Annotated in this window: 16 protein-coding genes, 1 pseudogene and 1 CRISPR repeat array; of the genes and pseudogenes, 12 read left to right on the forward strand and 5 right to left on the reverse strand. The window is 40.6% G+C overall.

What is annotated here, in order from left to right:
- Nucleotides 1-16: 16 nt before the first annotated feature.
- The 8 genes from cas7d (at nt 17) to WKK05_RS20825 (ending at nt 8,703) form a co-directional block, all read left to right on the forward strand.
- On the forward strand, nt 17-1,051 hold the full coding sequence (gene cas7d / locus WKK05_RS20790) for a type I-D CRISPR-associated protein Cas7/Csc2 (protein WP_341524990.1): 1,035 nt from the start codon (nt 17-19) through the stop codon (nt 1,049-1,051).
- Between the two features lie 5 nt (nt 1,052-1,056).
- Nucleotides 1,057-1,764, forward strand: coding sequence for a type I-D CRISPR-associated protein Cas5/Csc1 (gene cas5d, locus WKK05_RS20795; RefSeq protein ID WP_341524991.1), 708 nt, complete (start codon nt 1,057-1,059; stop codon nt 1,762-1,764).
- A gap of 21 nt (nt 1,765-1,785) precedes the next feature.
- Nucleotides 1,786-2,406, forward strand: a complete 621-nt coding sequence (locus WKK05_RS20800) for a 2OG-Fe(II) oxygenase (RefSeq protein ID WP_341524992.1) — start codon at nt 1,786-1,788, stop codon at nt 2,404-2,406.
- The gene (gene cas6, locus WKK05_RS20805; protein ID WP_341524993.1) at nt 2,396-3,265 is read left to right on the forward strand and encodes a CRISPR-associated endoribonuclease Cas6; all 870 of its coding nucleotides are present in this window, start codon (nt 2,396-2,398) and stop codon (nt 3,263-3,265) included. Before WKK05_RS20800 ends, cas6 begins: the two co-directional genes overlap by 11 nt.
- An 83-nt stretch (nt 3,266-3,348) precedes the next feature.
- Nucleotides 3,349-3,942, forward strand: coding sequence for a CRISPR-associated protein Cas4 (cas4, locus tag WKK05_RS20810; protein ID WP_341524994.1), 594 nt, complete (start codon nt 3,349-3,351; stop codon nt 3,940-3,942).
- 188 nt (nt 3,943-4,130) lie between these two features.
- Nucleotides 4,131-5,135, forward strand: a complete 1,005-nt coding sequence (gene cas1d, locus WKK05_RS20815; RefSeq protein ID WP_341524995.1) for a type I-D CRISPR-associated endonuclease Cas1d — start codon at nt 4,131-4,133, stop codon at nt 5,133-5,135.
- 135 nt (nt 5,136-5,270) lie between these two features.
- Nucleotides 5,271-5,543, forward strand: a complete 273-nt coding sequence (gene cas2 / locus WKK05_RS20820; RefSeq protein WP_341524996.1) for a CRISPR-associated endonuclease Cas2 — start codon at nt 5,271-5,273, stop codon at nt 5,541-5,543.
- Between the two features lie 256 nt (nt 5,544-5,799).
- Nucleotides 5,800-7,924: a CRISPR direct-repeat array (repeat unit 37 nt; unit sequence GTTGCAACTAATAAAAATCCCTATCAGGGATTGAAAC).
- A gap of 410 nt (nt 7,925-8,334) precedes the next feature.
- Complete coding sequence (locus WKK05_RS20825) at nt 8,335-8,703, forward strand: Dethiobiotin synthetase (protein ID WP_341524997.1); 369 nt, start codon at nt 8,335-8,337, stop codon at nt 8,701-8,703.
- Between the two features lie 12 nt (nt 8,704-8,715).
- Here the strand turns inward: WKK05_RS20825 and WKK05_RS20830 are convergent, their stop codons facing one another.
- Nucleotides 8,716-9,327, reverse strand: coding sequence for a hypothetical protein (locus WKK05_RS20830; RefSeq protein ID WP_341524998.1), 612 nt, complete (start codon nt 9,325-9,327; stop codon nt 8,716-8,718).
- 359 nt (nt 9,328-9,686) lie between these two features.
- On the opposite strand from WKK05_RS20830, the pseudogene WKK05_RS20835 reads away from it, so the two are divergent.
- Nucleotides 9,687-10,133 (forward strand): annotated as a pseudogene (locus WKK05_RS20835) (DUF29 domain-containing protein).
- Between the two features lie 50 nt (nt 10,134-10,183).
- On the opposite strand, the gene WKK05_RS20840 reads toward WKK05_RS20835, so the two are convergent.
- The 3 genes from WKK05_RS20840 to WKK05_RS20850 all read right to left on the reverse strand — a co-directional run bounded on the left by WKK05_RS20840 (nt 10,184) and on the right by WKK05_RS20850 (nt 12,721).
- On the reverse strand, nt 10,184-11,206 hold the full coding sequence (locus WKK05_RS20840) for an alcohol dehydrogenase catalytic domain-containing protein (RefSeq protein WP_341531140.1): 1,023 nt from the start codon (nt 11,204-11,206) through the stop codon (nt 10,184-10,186).
- 203 nt (nt 11,207-11,409) lie between these two features.
- Complete coding sequence (locus tag WKK05_RS20845) at nt 11,410-11,595, reverse strand: hypothetical protein (protein ID WP_341524999.1); 186 nt, start codon at nt 11,593-11,595, stop codon at nt 11,410-11,412.
- A 55-nt stretch (nt 11,596-11,650) separates the two neighbouring features.
- Entirely contained in the window at nt 11,651-12,721 is a 1,071-nt protein-coding gene (locus WKK05_RS20850) for a glycosyltransferase family 4 protein (protein ID WP_341525000.1), read from the reverse strand.
- A 464-nt stretch (nt 12,722-13,185) separates the two neighbouring features.
- Here WKK05_RS20850 and xth point away from each other — a divergent pair, with 464 nt between their 5' ends.
- The 3 genes from xth to WKK05_RS20865 all read left to right on the forward strand — a co-directional run bounded on the left by xth (nt 13,186) and on the right by WKK05_RS20865 (nt 16,741).
- Nucleotides 13,186-13,968 (forward strand): exodeoxyribonuclease III, encoded by a 783-nt coding sequence (gene xth / locus WKK05_RS20855; RefSeq protein WP_341525001.1) that lies wholly within the window; start codon nt 13,186-13,188, stop codon nt 13,966-13,968.
- A gap of 194 nt (nt 13,969-14,162) precedes the next feature.
- A complete protein-coding gene (locus WKK05_RS20860) occupies nt 14,163-15,038 on the forward strand; it encodes an SDR family oxidoreductase (RefSeq protein ID WP_341525002.1) in 876 nt (291 codons plus the stop codon).
- A gap of 206 nt (nt 15,039-15,244) precedes the next feature.
- On the forward strand, nt 15,245-16,741 hold the full coding sequence (locus WKK05_RS20865; RefSeq protein WP_341525003.1) for an HlyD family efflux transporter periplasmic adaptor subunit: 1,497 nt from the start codon (nt 15,245-15,247) through the stop codon (nt 16,739-16,741).
- Between the two features lie 70 nt (nt 16,742-16,811).
- On the opposite strand, the gene WKK05_RS20870 is transcribed toward WKK05_RS20865, so the two are convergent.
- Nucleotides 16,812-18,281 carry a S8 family peptidase gene (locus WKK05_RS20870; RefSeq protein WP_341525004.1) on the reverse strand — a complete coding sequence of 490 codons (1,470 nt, stop codon included), beginning with the start codon at nt 18,279-18,281 and terminating at the stop codon, nt 16,812-16,814.
- Nucleotides 18,282-18,345 lie beyond the last annotated feature (64 nt).

Consider the following 18,345-nt stretch of genomic DNA (forward strand, 5'->3'; position numbering starts at 1 on the left):
ACGGAGCAATTAAACCATGAAATTCTTAAAAACACTCGATTCTAAATTTTTCCACGATGTAATTCCTGCTAAACCTATGGGGAAATATGTTCATTTCATTACTATTCGCGTTACAGAATCTTATCCTTTATTCCAGACAGATGGTGAACTGAATAAAGCCAGAGTGCGTGCTGGAATTGAAAACAAAGAACCTATTAGTCGCTTGGCAATGTTTAAGCGCAAGCAGTCTACACCAGAACGTTTAACAGGTAGAGAATTATTACGTAACTACAAAATTGGTGATTCGGAAAAATGCGACTACAACGTAGATTTCAGCAAAACTACTCCTGATTGTATTCTCTACGGTTTTGCTATTGGTGATTCTGGTTCTGAAAAGTCGAAAGTAGTTGTAGACACAGCTTACTCTATTACACCCTTTGATGATTCTCACCTTAACTTTACCCTCAATGCACCTTTTGAAAATGGGACGATGAGCCGTCAAGGAGAAGTAACCAGCCGGATTAATAGTCAAGACCATATATTACCTCAAGTCTTTTTTCCCAGTATTGTCACGCTCAAAGATCCTACTGAAGCTGGATTTCTCTACGTTTTCAATAACATTCTCAGGACACGCCATTACGGAGCGCAGACTACCCGCACAGGTAGAGTGCGTAATGAGTTAGTTGGAGTTATTTTCGCTGATGGTGAGATTGTTAGTAATCTTCTCTGGACTCAAAAGATATATGACGTAATGAGTAATGCAACTCCAAAGCAAATTAATCCTCCTGATCCGCTCAATGAAGACGAGGTTTTAGAGGCGGCTACGCAAGCAATTACTGCTCTAATGTCTCAAGAGTGTATTTCTCATACTGATTTTGTTGGTGCATCATTCATACCACTTTTGAGTGAAGTGAAGTCTATCACCAGTAATGAAACTCGATTGCAAGAAATGTTGACTCAAGCAAATGCTGAATCATCTATTTATGCTCAAACATGGGTTCTTAAATCAGGTAAGAAAGACCCTAAGAAAGATACCAAGGTTAATAAGAAAGCTGCTGCTGTCACGGAGTAAGCAAGATGACAATTATTTATCGTTGTCAAATAGAACTACATGACAGCCTTTATTACGCAACTCGTGAAATCGGGCGATTGTATGAAACAGAGCCAATAATTAATAATTATGCTCTCTGTTATGCACTGGGTTTAGTTGATAGCCAAATCTACTCTACTACCGTTGCTGAAGAACATTCCTACTGCTATTTTTGCCCGGAACAAGTGCCAAAATATGAGGAGCATTTAACGCCACTCAATCAACAGGGAATTTACGTAACTCCGGCGCGATCGCTCAATCATTCTTCCATCCTCAACACCTGGAAGTATGCTAACAATAACTACCACGTTGAAATGGAGAAAACACAAAAAAATATCCCCAGTTTTGGCAGAGCAAAAGAAATAGCACCAGAAAGTGTATTTGAGTTTTTTGTCATCTCCCAAAAAGAACTCAAGCTCCCAAAGTGGATTCGTTTGGGTAAATGGATGAGTAAGGCTGAGATCACAGTTGAACAACTACCAAAACCTAAAATAGCTGAAGGTTTATTCACCTGTACTTATCCTCTAAATCCTCTAGATGTCATGTTCACCAATCAAGTAATTAGCTATGACGTGGTGAATATGCCTCCAGTCAGCTTAATTCAGAATGTACAAATGCGAGGGCAATACTACCAATTTGATAGTATCAAAGAGCTAAAACTTCCGGCTCGAATGGAATATCGTTTTCGGAATTAATTATTTTCCCAAGCCCTCACTGTGAAACATTATCAACAACAATCCAATGCCTTCCCCAACGATTACCTAAACAACTTGTGGGGAGAAATCCAAGCTTGCTCTTACTTTGCTATCAACAACCTCAACCGCGATTTTGTCGGTACTAAAGGATTCTCGGTAGTATTCACACGATCGCACCTCTCCAAAGTAGAGCAGCAATTCCCCTACTTCAAGCCTTACCTAGATTTAGCTCTCCAGCCGAACTGTAACGCTTTTTACCTCAATCCTTTACAGCTAAAGGAAGGCTCCCGTGTTGATCCGCACATTGATCGCTCTCTGCGTTCTTATTGCAAAACTGTTGAGCCACCTGCGGTTGTTAGTGTTCTGTATGTGCGAGTACCAGCAGACATGGAAGGGGGAGAACTGGTACTCAAGTCGCACAAACGCCAACTTGGGCAAATTAAGCCTCAAATCAATACTTTAGTTTATTTTCAAGGTGATTTAACCCATTCCGTTAACGCTGTGAAAACTCCCGGAAATCGTCTGAGCTTAGTATGTGAACAGTATAGTTTGAGCGATGCTGAACTCCAGGAAATCCCTGAGTTTACTGTAGAGTCAAGAAGCTCTCAGTCTACAACCAAAAAAAGAAAGTATGCCTCATAGTTTAGTGTTGAATTTGCTACCTCAATCGCCCATTCCACCACAATATCTTACAGGTAGACATCTCCACGCCCTATTTTTAACCCTCGTTAGTTCTGTAGATAGCACATTGGGCGATCGCTTGCACGATTCCACCGCAGATAAAGCTTTCACCCTCTCTCCCCTGCAAATTAGTAGAACTAACTCCCCCCTTTTGAAAGTGGGTAGGGGGGGATCTAAATTACAATACTCACATCAACAACCCATCCCCGCCGGAACGCCTTGTTGGTGGCGTATCTCTTTATTAGATGACACTTTATTTAGTCAACTTACTCAACTATGGCTAAATCTTAATCCCAACCACCCTTGGCATCTTGGCCCCGCAGACTTATATATTACCAGCATTCAAGGTACACCCCAATCTACGCAACCTTGGGCAAATGCTTGCACTTATGCTCAATTGTATGAGCAGGCTAGTGAAAGCGATGGCTTCGCCGACGCCAAAGGCGTACGTACTCTCAACTTGGTCTTTTCCACACCCACCGCCTTCCGTCAGGGACAGTATGATACTACCCTTCCTACTAGAGAATCTGTTTTTAATTCTCTACTTTCACGGTGGAATAAATACAGTGGTATCGAATTTTCTAACCTTGCGATAGAGACAATCTTTCCTTCTTTTGTCAACATTCATACCGAAATAATAGCTGATTCCCGCAGTAAATTTATTGGCATACTGGGAGAAGTTAGCTATAGGATATTAGGAGAAATTACACCAATACGAATTAAGCAAATTAATGCCTTAGCTGACTTTGCTTTATATGCAGGAATTGGACGGAAAACAACAATGGGTATGGGAATGGCGCGGCGGTTGGATTCTCCCTGAATTTGGAAGTGGAGAGTAATGGAGATGACGGAGATAAGGGAGAGAATAATAACTCTTGACTTTTGATTTTTGACTTTTGACTTATGAACAATTTAGATTATATTTCCATTGTGGCATTGAATCAATATGCCTATTGTCCGCATCGGTGCTGGCGGATGTTTTGTGCAGGCGAATTTAGCGATAATCAATATACAATTGAAGGCACAAGTTTACACGATCGCGTCCACACCACAAGCGACGGACAGCGAGGAGAAACTTGGCAAGTTCGGGCAATTTGGCTGAAGTCAGAAAAATATAAACTGCTGGGAAAATCTGACTTAATTGAAGCTGAATCCGGTCAATTTTATCCAGTGGAATACAAACGGGGACGTAAGGGCGAATGGGATAACGATGAGTTGCAAGTCTGCGCTCAAGCATTATGTTTAGAAGAAATGACAGGACAGACTGTTACCACTGGATATATATATTATGCTCACTCTCATCAACGCCAATTAGTAGAGATTAATCAAGAACTGCGGCAAAGTGCGATCGCTACTATTCAAGCTGTAACAAATCTCTTAGAAACAGGATTAATACCACAACCAGTATACAGCAAACGCTGCAAAGGATGCAGTCTTTATTCACAATGTTTGCCCAAAGTAGTTGATAAGGTAAGAACTTACCAAGAAGCTAATTAAATTTTAGCTTCCTGCCTTTTTAGAATATACTTTGCCCTGCCGAATAAGCTCGTGCAGGCGGACTTAGTTTGTGTATTCACTTATCAATATATCACCTCTGCTGAATAAGTCCGCGTATATGGACTTTGTTTGTGTAGACGCAACTTCCAGCCGCTAAGAAAATAATCAATTAAATTTTGAATCAAATTATGGGAACAGTTTACATCACACAAGATGATTCCTTCATTGGCAAAATAGACGAACGTCTTCATGTCAAATTTGATAAAAAGACAATTTTAGACGTACCCCTGATTAAAATTGACGGTTTGGTAGTCATGGGAAGATCCAGCATTTCTCCTGCTGCAATTACCGAACTAGTTAACCAAAAAATTCCCCTAACCTTTCTGACTAATACAGGTAAATATATTGCTCGTCTAGAACCAGAAATGAGTAAAAATATTTTTGTACGTTCTGCACAATGGAAAGCTGCTGGAGAATCAGCATCAGCAGTTCATGTTACCCAAGGTTTTGTTAGAGGTAAACTGAAAAATTATCGTTATGCTTTATTACAAGCACAGCGCCGCTATTTTGAACTAGATTTAAATGCTGGAATTACCAAATTATCAAGTGCGATCGCATCCATCGATAAAAGTACCTCAATTGATTCTATCAGAGGCTTAGAAGGTGCTGGCAGTGCCGCATATTTTGGTAATTTTAATCAACTAATTCGCGTGGATAATTTTCAGTTTACCACTCGTAACCGCCGTCCTCCCATAGATCCAGTCAACTCGCTTTTGAGTTTAGGTTATTCTTTATTACGCCACGATATTCAAGGTGCATTAAATATTGTTGGCTTCGACCCTTATTTAGGATACTTACATACAGAGCGTTATGGACGACCTTCTTTAGCACTAGATTTAATGGAAGAATTTCGACCTTTAATAGTAGATGCTGTTGTTCTGACAGCGATTAATCGTCGGATGCTAGCACCAAAAGATTTTATTACTGAACCTGTAAGCAATGCAGTTTCATTAACTAAAGAAGGCTTGCATATTTTTCTACGACTATATCAAGAAAAGAAGCAAGATAAATTTAAACATCCCGTAATGCAAAAGCAGCATAGCTATCAAGAAAGTATGGAAATTCAAGCTCGATTGCTAGCGAAATACCTTATGGGAGAAATTGATAAATATCCACCTCTAGTGATGAAGTAATTCGTAAAGTTAAGAGACGCGATTATACTCTTACGAGAAGCCGCTCTTCGAGCGTCTACGCGTCTGTACAAGAGTTAAGAGTAAAAAATAGAATTAATAATTCCTCATTCCCCTATTACCCATTCCCTACTCCCTATGTACGTTGTGATTTCCTACGATGTATCAGAAGACAGTCGCCGTACTAAAATTCACAAGATTCTCAAATCTTATGGGCAGTGGATGCAGTATTCAGTATTTGAGTGCGACCTGACACAGACCCAGTATGCTAAACTGCGATCGCGTCTTGCTAAAGTGATCAAGCCAGACCAAGACAGTATCCGCTTTTACTTCCTCTGTGGTTGCTGTCAACCCAAGATTGAGCGCATCGGCGGCGAAATGCCAATTGATACCACAGTCTTTTTTGCTTGACACAAGTGTCAACCAGTAGGTGTTTTTCAACAAAGATGAATTTTAGCGGCTTAAAAGCTTACACAATCTGGCTTTGAACCATATTTAATGAATTCAATGGTTGACACCATACCCGCAAACCTTCACTACAACTGCTTTTGAGGTTATTTACTCCTCTACCTATCTTGACAACCCAACCCCTGGAAAGCTATCTTTGTTGCAGGTTGACACCAATGAACCTTGAAAACCAAATATATCAAGGCTTTCAAGCTGAGCAGTTGCAACTAATAAAAATCCCTATCAGGGATTGAAACGCTATATTAGGCTTCCAATCATTACCCAAATCACGTTGCAACTAATAAAAATCCCTATCAGGGATTGAAACATATTGAGGAATAAGCCAACCGAATTGTAGTTCGTTGCAACTAATAAAAATCCCTATCAGGGATTGAAACGCATTAGAGAAAGATTTAATTCCAGTTCCACCAAGTTGCAACTAATAAAAATCCCTATCAGGGATTGAAACCTCTATTCTCACCACACCGGACAAATCAATACCCAGTTGCAACTAATAAAAATCCCTATCAGGGATTGAAACCGGCAACTTCAAGCTAGGAAAATCCAAACTCTTGTTGCAACTAATAAAAATCCCTATCAGGGATTGAAACCGGACTGCGATCTCACCACGCCTAATAAGTTTTCTAAGTTGCAACTAATAAAAATCCCTATCAGGGATTGAAACTTTGCGATCGCCACTCTTTGTCAACTCCTTCGCGTTGCAACTAATAAAAATCCCTATCAGGGATTGAAACTATACAAACTTCAATAATAGTTTGGCAATATAGTTGCAACTAATAAAAATCCCTATCAGGGATTGAAACTCGCCAGTGAAAGCTGACAGGCAGGCAATAGAAGTTGCAACTAATAAAAATCCCTATCAGGGATTGAAACAACGAAGAGAAAACAATCCATATCACAGAGACCAGTTGCAACTAATAAAAATCCCTATCAGGGATTGAAACTCAAAAATATGTTAGATTTTGAGCAATACTCATCGGTTGCAACTAATAAAAATCCCTATCAGGGATTGAAACCAGGGTAGCTATCAAAACGCGAATTCCTAAAAGGTTGCAACTAATAAAAATCCCTATCAGGGATTGAAACCCAGATATAGAAGTTTATGATAATACTTGGGAAGTTGCAACTAATAAAAATCCCTATCAGGGATTGAAACGTAGACTTCCTGAAAGTAATCCACTCAGAAGATACATCATCAGGTTGCAACTAATAAAAATCCCTATCAGGGATTGAAACTAAGCAAAAGCTTCCGATGCCTCATTATCAAGCGATCGCTTGTTGCAACTAATAAAAATCCCTATCAGGGATTGAAACTTGATAGCTACCCTGCTGCAATGCCAAGTACTGGTTGCAACTAATAAAAATCCCTATCAGGGATTGAAACATAATTCTTTAAGAAATACATCGCCCTCTTTAAGTTGCAACTAATAAAAATCCCTATCAGGGATTGAAACGCGTTTGTAGCTTTATTGTTGTGAATTGTGCAATTCGTTGCAACTAATAAAAATCCCTATCAGGGATTGAAACTTTCAATGAATAAAAACATATCCGAATCATAAGGTTGCAACTAATAAAAATCCCTATCAGGGATTGAAACTTACATTTTAGCTTTGTGTTCGCTCACATTTTGGGTTGCAACTAATAAAAATCCCTATCAGGGATTGAAACATCTTTTAAGTGATGGATACAGAGAAAGGCACGGTTTAGGGTTGCAACTAATAAAAATCCCTATCAGGGATTGAAACATCTTTTCTTAAATTAAACCTCAAAAACACCTTTGTTGCAACTAATAAAAATCCCTATCAGGGATTGAAACCGGCAATCCATCGCTTGCACCGCTCCACATTCTCAGGGTTGCAACTAATAAAAATCCCTATCAGGGATTGAAACATAGATAGCTATATTTATATATAAAAACAGGGGTATGTTGCAACTAATAAAAATCCCTATCAGGGATTGAAACTTTAAATGTGCAAACTCAGATTGCACATTTAGACGTTGCAACTAATAAAAATCCCTATCAGGGATTGAAACTCACTCTCACGACAAAGCCGAACACGACATTAAGGTTGCAACTAATAAAAATCCCTATCAGGGATTGAAACAGCGATATTTGCCAGGGTAGGTAAAAGCAAAAGTGCGTTGCAACTAATAAAAATCCCTATCAGGGATTGAAACTCTCAAAGACACCCCCTACTGAAAGTGCATTACAGCGTTGCAACTAATAAAAATCCCTATTAAAGATTGAAACAAAGTTTATGAGCGTGAGAGTATGCTTGAAAATTGGGTTGCAACTAATAAAAGTCTATATTAACGTGAGTTCGATGAACCTCTCCCTCCCAACCTCCCTCTCCGAAGCGGAAAGGGAGGAGCAACGAAAAAATCATCGTTTTACTCCCCTCTCCTCGTAGGAGAGGGGCTGGGGGAGAGGTCAACATAGCACTCGTCGAACTCACGTTATATTAATCATTATTTAGCGCATTACCTATAGCAACCTAAATCATTTATGAAAATATCTCTTTAATATTTCTCTGTGCCTCTGCGGTTTGATTAAAAAAACTAATTTTCACAATTTAGATAAGTATGAAGCTACGCCGACATCATAACAACAAAGGTTTGCGTCAAATTAAAAAAGATATTACTGTAGCTTAAGTAAGAGCGATCGCTCGTCGTTTAAATATCAAGTATGCTAGTTCTCAGTTTTCTGTACCAGAATTAGGGTTACTCTTGAGCAATGAACTACGAAACAGCTCGCAAACTTCTCATAGACCAGACACTCACAAAAGAGGAAAACCCAGATGCCCTGTTAAAACGTCTCAAACAGGGTAAACCGCCAGTACCGGGTCAAATAACCTCGATTTTACTGGCATTGAAAGTAGTTTATGAAGCGCTAAAAGATGCCCCAAGCCTTGACAGAGAACTGGCTTTAGCCCTTTATCAGTTAGGCATCAAGGCACAACAGTTATTTGCCGCAGGACGCAAAGCTGGGGTTGATTGGCCACCACTGCTAAAGGAAGATTTGTTACGAATTTCCCTAGCATCTGAAAGTATCTTTTCTGGTACATGGCAAACCCTAGCTCCTGCGGGGTTGGGGAATCTCTAGGAAATGGAATTATTAACGAGTTTGCAGTTCAGTTTCCAACTTGTCTAAGTCAGTCTTAAGGAAAATCGTCAATTGACCAGTGAAAGCTTTTCCTTCCTTGGGTTGGGCAATTTCCACCCAGTAGGCGTAGCGATCGCCTACACGCAATTCTCCCTTTAACGCTTCTCTAATAGGACTTTTCGCCAAACGTGCTGAGTTAACTGTACTTTGGTTGGGATATTGGTAAACTACCTGAGCGCGATCGTAGTCTTGATAAATATCCAAGTTATAAATCACCCGTAACGTTTCTTGAAGACGGGCAAATGACATTCCGTTAATCGCATCATACATAGTAATCCGCTCAGTGCGAATTGTCCCCCGGTCTTTGCTAAAAGCTACTTTCCCAGGAGGCAATACCGATGCTAAAAACGTGAATCGCTGAGCTGCTGTATCAGTTTTTTGAACGAATAATTGCTCACCAACTCTAGGGCGAAGCGTGGGATGTGCTTTAATCCAGGTACTAACTTCCTCAGTACCTTGTCCTGGTAAAGCATTAGCTCTAGAATCAAAAACCGTTTCTACACATAACCAAGGCGCTAGAGATAAAGGCAAAATCAAACACTGAAGCAGAGATTTCTTGAGCATCTTCCTATTCCGGACTTATATGGAAATTTCCCCATTAGGGAATAACCATAGTCTTCCCGTTTTTCAGCAAGATCATTTCAAGCGTCAACCCAACCTAACAAATTAAGGATCTGACTCATTAACATAGAAAAGTAGAGAGTATCTACCTTGTTTTTTACATCAAGTACTATATAGATAGATATCTGAGAGATTACAAGCATGACTTCGGTTTCAAATCAGCAAGCCGCTACTACTCGTACAGAACTATAGACTGGCGATCGCAGGCATCTGTACCACAACTATGTCATGGCTCATCTTGTTGCAAGAATTAATAATGCATAAGGAAAGTATCTCTACATTACTTTTAAAAGAGGTTATTAATGAAAGTAACTACTGATTTGAAAAAACTTTATGATACTAATTACATAGAATGGCTAGAGCAAACTATTGAACTTTTGAAAAACCGTCAAATGGAGCAGATTGATTATGAAAACTTAATTGAGGAAATAGAAGATTTGGTTAAAAGATAAAAAAGAAGATTAAGAAGTTTACTAGAGCAGATTATTAGACATTTACTTCTCTACCAATACTGGGAATTGTAACGCCAACAAAATTCTAGCCACTGGAAAGCAGAAATTATTAGCTTTCTTAATCAACTTAATGAGGACTTAACAACCAATTTACGCCAATATCTAGAAGAAAATTTAACTTTAATTTATAGCAATGCTCTGGATTATATTAAAACTAAAACAAAGCTGAACACTTTGCCTGATATTTTTCCTTATAGTTTAGACCAGCTAATAGATAAAAATTGGTTACCATCATGAAAGAGTAACTAACTTGAAAACTCATATTTGAAGATGAAAAATTTATTATTTTATGGCAGCATCGCCACCTTAATCACTTTACGCGCCTTCATGTCAGAAAACACCTGTTCTAAATCCTTCAATGGGCGCTGTTCGCTAATAAGCAATTCAAAGGGAATTTGACGACTAGCTATCAGTGATAGTGCCGCCCTTACATACTCTGGTGTATTGTGAAACACGCCTTTAAGGGTTAATTCGCTATAGTGTAGCTGTTCTGTATTAACAGTAATGCTCGTATCCCGTGGACAACCGCCGAATAAATTGACAGTTGCACCAGGACGGGCGCAAGCGATCGCAGTTTCCCAAACACTTGGCACACCAGTAGCTTCAATCACCACATCTGCACCCCATCCTTGTGTAAATTCTTTCACTACACCAGAAATATTCGGGATTTGGTGATAATTAAAAGTCTTGCTTGCACCCAATTTTTTACCAATTTCTAGCCTGTGGTTATTACCTCCCCACAACAACACTTCAGCTTTTACACTCAACGCCGCTACAAACATCAAACCAATCGCCCCATCTCCCAAGACGACTACTTGATCTTTGGCTTTAATATTTGAACGCGCTACACCGTGTAACACACAAGCTAAAGGTTCCGTCATCGCTGCCAATTCAAACGGCAACTCATCGGGAATTCTCAATAAATTATGCTCTACTATAGCCGCCGGAATTTTTAGGTATTCAGCAAAAGTCCCATTATTCCATGTCAAATTTGGACACAAAGAATACTCTTGCCGTTGACAAAAAAAGCAATTCATGCATGGGGCGGAATTATTAGCGACAACGCGATCGCCTACTTGCCAACCGGTAACGCCTGCACCCAAAGTAACAATTTGCCCAGCAGCTTCATGACCAAAAAGTGTTGGCGGTTTGAGCATTTTGGCATGACCACCACGTCGCCAGACTTTCAAATCTGTGCCGCAAGTTGTGGCTACCCCCACTTGAATCACCACTTCACCCGTTGCTGGAGTGGGGTCAGCTACTTCTTCTAAGCGTAAATCTTCTTGCCCATAAAGCAACGCTGCTAACAAAATTTTTAACCTATCAATTTGCTCCACCTGATTTTACCAAGTGGAGCAATACTTTTATTAAAACTAAATTACTAAAGCACTGACTCTTTAATATCGGGAAGCGTTGTTTATAACAGTGAAAGTGCTGAGTCAAGAGCTAAAAGTCAAAGGTTAATAGTTATTATTTTCCCTTGTCCTCTGCTCCTTCATCTCCCCCTCAATCCTCAAGGGTTCACTACTGGTTGGGGAACTACTCCCGTATTCCGGGTTTCTACATTAGGCAGGCGAGTTACAGTCAACAGCGGTACTTCTTGTCGACACGACTGGCAAAACCAATATAGCTCTCCATGACGGGCATGACGCAGGAGGGAACCACCACAACATGGGCAAGTGTTCGCTCTCATACTCATACCAATGTCCTCCTTAAAAAAAGTTGTTGTTTAAAATGGTCAAAAAAGCTGTTGATTAAAACTGGATTTTGGCGGCATAAATGCGGCCATTCGATTCTATGCGGTCTTTGATAATTTGTCTGTAAACAGATTCATATCCGTCAACCATTTGGCTAACACTAAACTTGTTTTCCACATATTTTCGACAGGTTTGACGATTGAGTGACAAAGCTAATGGAATCATTGCCGCCATTTCTTCATAGCTTTGGCAGACAAAACCTGATATGCCGTGAGCAATTACCTCTGGTACAGAACCTTGATTCATTGCAATCACTGGTGTACCAGTTGCCATTGATTCAATCATTACCAAGCCAAAAGGTTCTTGCCAGCTAATGGGAAAGAGAGTTATAGCAGCATTGCCCAGAAGTTCAGTTTTTTCGGCGTGGGTAATTTCGCCTAGATATTCAATTTGCTGACCATCAATATGGGGGGCAATCTCTTGTTCAAAAAACTTAGAGTCTACTAAATCAACTTTTCCTGCCATCTTCAAGCGCCAACCACTCTGCTTAGCAATAGCGATCGCACGTAATGGGCCCTTTTCTGGTGAAAAGCGTCCTAAAAATGCCAAATATGGAGGTGATTGCGGCTGGATTACAAATGGGTAATCTTTGGTTTCAATGCCGTTATAAACAGTGGCAACATAGTTGAGATTAAGTTCACGTTGCGCGTTACTAATGCTGACGTATGATTGTTTCTGATGGTAGCTAAATACGTTACGGTTATCCTTTGTAAAATTGCCGTGCAAGGTATGCACAGTCGCAGTTTTTGTTGTCAAACTCGCCAAAGGTAATGCCGAAATTCCTATATGGGAATGGATAATATCGAATTGGTCTGCACGTTCGTAAACTTGGCTCAGTTCTAACATTTCATACGCTGCATACTCTTGAACATTTTGATCTAAGCGCAATGCACGTGGATAAACTGCTTCTAAACGAGCCAGTGTTTGAGAATCACCAGAGGCAAACAAAGTTACCTTATGACCACGACGAACTAATTCATCAGTCAAGCGACTCGCTACCAATTCAATTCCTCCGTAACTAGGAGGCGGAACCCTTTCCCATAAAGGGGCAACTTGAGCTATTTTCATAACTTATTTTGGCTCAGTCGGTGAAATCATCCTCAACATAATGAGTTACGTCATTTTTATTTTATGAGGAAGGAGCATTTGTACTCACTATTCTGAAATTTAAATTAACCTAACTGACTACCAAAATTGCAGTTTTGGTTAACCGTATCGCAAAAACATTACCAATTATTACCAATTAAGACTATCGGCAATAGTGTACTGACAAGTGTTCTCTTAAATTACAACTTATGAGTTAATCCCTTCATCTATCTTGAGGATCATAACCAAGTAGAATATTTTGTAGCAGAACTTACAAAATTGCATATTTTGTAGCTGAAAATACTAAATTATGACTTGGGATCAATTTAACAAAGCCTTGTTTAGTCAAAATGGCAAAGTCAGAAGAGAAGTTATAAATATTAAAAAATGTGAAATATTTATATAATTCGTAATTTATTGTTTATTGAAATACAAATAACTAACTAATGAAAATTGCTACTTGGAACGTCAACTCAATTCGTATTCGCTTAGAACAGGTTATTGATTGGCTCAGTAAAAATCCGGTTGATGTTCTCTGCCTGCAAGAAACTAAAGTTATAGACGCTGAGTTTCCGCGATCACCTTTAGAAGAATTAGGCTATCACCTTTATTTATCAGGACAAAAAACATATAACGGTGTAGCCCTAATCAGCCGCCAACCACTCCAAGATGTGAGCCGTGGTTTCACAGGAATTTTGACAGATATACAGCCCGAATGGGACGAACAAAAGCGAGTGATTACAGGTGTAATTGATGGCGCTCGAATTGTGAATTTATATGTTCCCAACGGCGCAGCAGTCGGAACAGAAAAATACGAATACAAACTACGCTGGTTGAAAGTATTGCGGGAATATTTGCAATTATTATTGCTATCACAACCTGCCATTTGTGTGTGCGGCGACTTCAACATTGCCTTAGAAGCCAAAGATATTCACGATAAAGTCAATCAAGAAAATCACATCATGGCATCTGAACCAGAGCGACAAGCTTTACGAGATATTTTAGAACTGGGATTTGCCGATGCCTTTCGCAAATTCACTACAGAAGGTGGACACTACAGTTGGTGGGACTATCGCGCCGCCGCCTTCCGCCGTAACTTAGGCTGGCGGATAGACCATCACTATCTTACACCTGTCCTTTTCGAGCGGGCTAAAAGTTGCATGATTGATGTAGAACCTAGAAAACTAACCCAGCCCAGCGACCATACACCAGTAATAGTGGAATTTTAGATTTTAGACTAGGGAATGGGGGCTGGGGACTAGGGACTGGGAGGTGAGGAGGACAAAGAGAAAAAATATTACTATTGACTGTTGACTTCTGCTTCCTTGCCCAATCCCAATACCCAATCCCCATTACCCCTTATCCCCAGAGGGGGCCCCACCTTCCCCAATACCCAATATCCAATCCCCAATCCTTAATCATTATGTTTCTGGTAACTGGAGCAACAGGAGGAATTGGTCGCAGAGTTGTGCGACTCCTACGCCAACGGGAGCAGTATGTGCGGGCATTTGTCCGCCTTACCTCACGCTACAGCGAGTTAGAATACCGGGGTGCAGAAATCTTCATTGGTGATTTGCAGCTGGAAAAAGATATCCAAAAAGCTACTCGTGGTGCAAAATATGTTATCAGCGCCCACGGTTCTGATGGCGATGCTTTATCCCTAGATTATCGCGCCAATATTGAACTGATTGACCAAGCAAAAGTTAATGGCGTACAGCACTTTGTCTTTATTTCTGTACTAGGAGCCGATCGCGGCTATGAAGATGCTCCCACATTTAAAGCCAAACGAGCTGTAGAGCAATACTTGGAAGCTAGTGGCGTAAATTACACTATTTTACGTCCATCTGGATTAGCATCAAATTTGCTACCCCTGGCAGAACAATTTCGCGAAACTGAATTGTATTTGCTCATTGGCGATCGCAAAAACCGTACCTCAATTGTCAGTACCGATGATTTAGCCAAGATAGTGGTAGATTCTGTGACAGTTGAAGGCGCTCGTAACCAAACTTTAGCAGTCGGAGGCCCAGAGATTTTATTGCGAGAAGACATTCCTCGAATTTTCGGTCGGATCTTCAACAAAGAACCAGTAGTAATTAACTCGCCTCTATTTGTCATTGATGGTTTACGGAGTGGATTGGGTTTATTTAATCCCCAAGCCCAAACAGCTTTAGGAACCTATCGTACGTTGCTAGCAAATGAATTTTTCTGTACAAAAGATGAAATTGCCAAATTAGAAGCAATTTTCAACTTCCAATTAGAAACATTAGAAAATTTTTTGCGACGCTATTTAGCAGTGTAATTGGGGGCTGGGGACTAGGGGCTGGGGACTAGGGACTAGGAACTAGGAACTAGGGACTAGGAGGACAAGAGAAGAGCTTTCCCAATCCCCATTACCCCTTATCCCCAGAGGGGGCCCCACCTTCCCCAGTCCCCAATCCTCAGTCCCCAATCCCCAATCCCCAGTCCCCAATCCTCAGTCCCCAATCCCCAATAATCAAAAATTCTATGAGATTTCCCTTAACTGCAAATGCTGCTCAAGCACGTCAGACAAAACAACGCTTTGCTAAACCAGAAGAACAACTAACTTATGAATTGGGGAAGGCGGTACAGGAATTACCACCCCTGTATACAAGATTATTGGCGGGAACTATGAGCGTTATCGTATTTGGAGCGATCGCTTGGGCGCACTTCTCGAAAGTGGATGAAGTGGCGACTGCACCAGGGGAATTAATTGCTTCTACCCAGGTAAGACCTGTAACATCCTTGGGTGGAGGGTCAATCGTTGCCGTTAGGGTGCAAGAAGGCGATCGCGTTACCAAAGGTCAAGTTTTGATTCAAAAAGATCCAGACTTGCAAAAAACCGATGTTACCCGCTTATCCCAATCAACGAGGTTAATTCAGGATGACTTGCAACGTTTAGATGCAGAACGCACTGGTGGCAAAAGTACAGGGACAAAACTGCAAGATGAACTTTTAAACTCCCGCTTGCAAGACTTCCAAGCGCGGCAAGCAGGCGCAGAAGCGGAAGCAAATCGTCAACTAGCACTTATTGATCAGGCAAAAGTCCGTTTGACTCGATTGCAAGACAACTTAGTCAATGCTAAAAGCAGCCTTGGCAATGCCAAAACGAATCTAGCTAACGCCCAAGACATCCGTACTAAAGTTGAGAGTAATTTGGCGATCTCCCAACAAAGAGAAGAAAGTCTGCGGACTCTTATGACTCCTGGTGCTGTACCGAGAGTCGATTATCTTGAGGCGCAAGAAAGATTAACTCGCACCAAAACAGAAATTACCAAGGCACAAGATGAAGTAATCAATGCCCAAAACAGAATAACAGAAGCACAAGACAAAGTTACATCCTTAGAAAAAGATATTGCTGCTCAAGCCCAAGAAATTCGCCAAGCCCAAGAAGCCTATCAATCTGCTCGTAATCAAGCTCAGCGTGTAGCATCAGAACGTCAAAGCGAAATTTTGACACAGATGAATAAGCGCAAAGAAGAGCTAACCACAGTTCAAGGTCAACTAGAACAAGCCAGAAAACAACAAGCTTTAGAAACTATTGAGGCTCCCGTTGACGGCACGATTTACAGAGTCAAAGCTACAAAAGGGCCAGTGCAATCGGGTGAAGAATTGCTGTCAATTTTACCCGAAGGAGAAGAGATGCTATTAGAAGTGAAAGTCCTCAACCGCGATATCGGGTTTATTCGTCAGGGGATGAAAGCAAAAGTAAAAATGGCAACTTTTCCTTTTCAGGAATTTGGCACTATTGAAGGCGAAGTCGCACAAGTTAGCCCAAATTCTATTATTGATAAAGAATTGGGCTTAGTTTTTCCCACAAGAATTAGGCTGAACAAACACTCAGTTAATGTCCGGGGTCAAGAAGTAGAATTTACACCAGGGATGACTGCTACAGGTGAAATTGTCACACGTAAAAAGTCAATTTTGACATTCATCACCGAGCCTGTGACGCGGCGATTTAGTGAAGCATTTTCAGTCAGGTAGATAGTAGAGACGTTGCATTGCAACGTCTCTACTGTTGTCTCTGCTATATTTATTTATAAATCGTGCCTATCTAATAATTCTTTAGCTGTTTTTTAGTTTGATTCAAGATGTTTTCACCATCAGTATCATAACCATAGCTAATACTATTACTGTCTAAAACGTCTTGATAGTATCGGAATGGCTGCGAGACTTTAGATGTAGAAATAGTGTATAAGCTAGAGGTTGCTGATGGTGTAGAGTATTCTCTCGACTGTGAAATTGTCTGATTTACTAAAGAATTGACATTGCCACTATTCAAACTAGAAGTTGTAGATGGTGTAGAGTGTCCTATCGGCTGTGAAATTGTTTGATCAACTAAAGAATTGACATTGCCACTATTCAAACTAGAAGTTGTAGATGATGTACTATTCCCAGCCGTATCTGCGATGATCTGACGTACTTGGGCATCAGTGAGTGTGGGGTTAGCACTTAGCATCAGAGCAACTACACCAGCAACGTGGGGAGTTGCCATAGATGTACCACTTAAAGTGGCATATTGATTATCTGGTACGGTGGAGTAAACATCAACTCCAGGGGCTGTGACATATGTGATTTTATCTGTTCCAGAGCGGTTAGAGAAATCAGCGATTTGATTATTCTTGTCTACTGCTCCAACAGCAATTCCCGACTGGTTTGCATACTTAGCAGGATATTCTGGTGATGAGCCACCATTGTTACCCGCTGCCATAACAACGATCGCTCCTTTACTGCTGGCATATTTAATAGCTGACTCTAAAGTACTATTAGAATACCTGCTTCCTAAGCTGAGGTTAATTACATTTGCTCCATTGTCCGCAGCATAACGAATGCCCTTAGCTACAGAACTCGAAGTACCAGAGCCAGAGTCATCTAAAACCTTGACTGGCATAATTTTGGCATCATAGGCAATACCAGTGACACCGTAGTCATTATTTTCCCCTGCGATCGTGCCTGCAACATGAGTGCCATGACCTTCTTTATCTAAAGTACTATTGTTATTGTTGGCAAAGTTCCAGCCGTATTGATCATCTACATAGCCATTGCCATCATCATCTATACCGTTACCAGCAATTTCCTTGCTGTTAGTCCAGATATTATTTTTTAAATCTTCGTGGGTGTAATCAACGCCAGTATCCACAACAGCGACAACAACACCTTTACCTGTGTACCCATTTGCCCAAGCTTCTGGAGCATTTACAAGATCCGCTCCCCAATTATTCCCACCCAGGTTAGGCACATCAGCAAAAGTATTCTTACCAGCAGCTTCAGCTACTGCGGCCCCGGCATTTACTAAGCCGTAGCCATTAGTAGAGTTATAGTTTCCAGTGCTTGTGGCGGTAGTAGTAACATCGCTGGTTTTACTGCTTTTGAGCATCTGCACATCAGCATCATCTGAGTTGTAGCTACTACTGCGAACACCGAGGCTGTAATCATTTTGAGTAAAGATATCTGATGAAGAGATTGGAGTGGCATTTAACTCTTGATTTGACAGCAAACTCTTATTAACATCATTCCTGATCATAAGTATTCTATACTCAAAACTAGTAATCTTTTTTGACAGCTTTAACCATTAAAACCCGCACAAA

This window comes from Nostoc sp. UHCC 0302 (genome assembly GCF_038096175.1).
In the GTDB taxonomy this organism is placed as follows: domain Bacteria; phylum Cyanobacteriota; class Cyanobacteriia; order Cyanobacteriales; family Nostocaceae; genus UHCC-0302.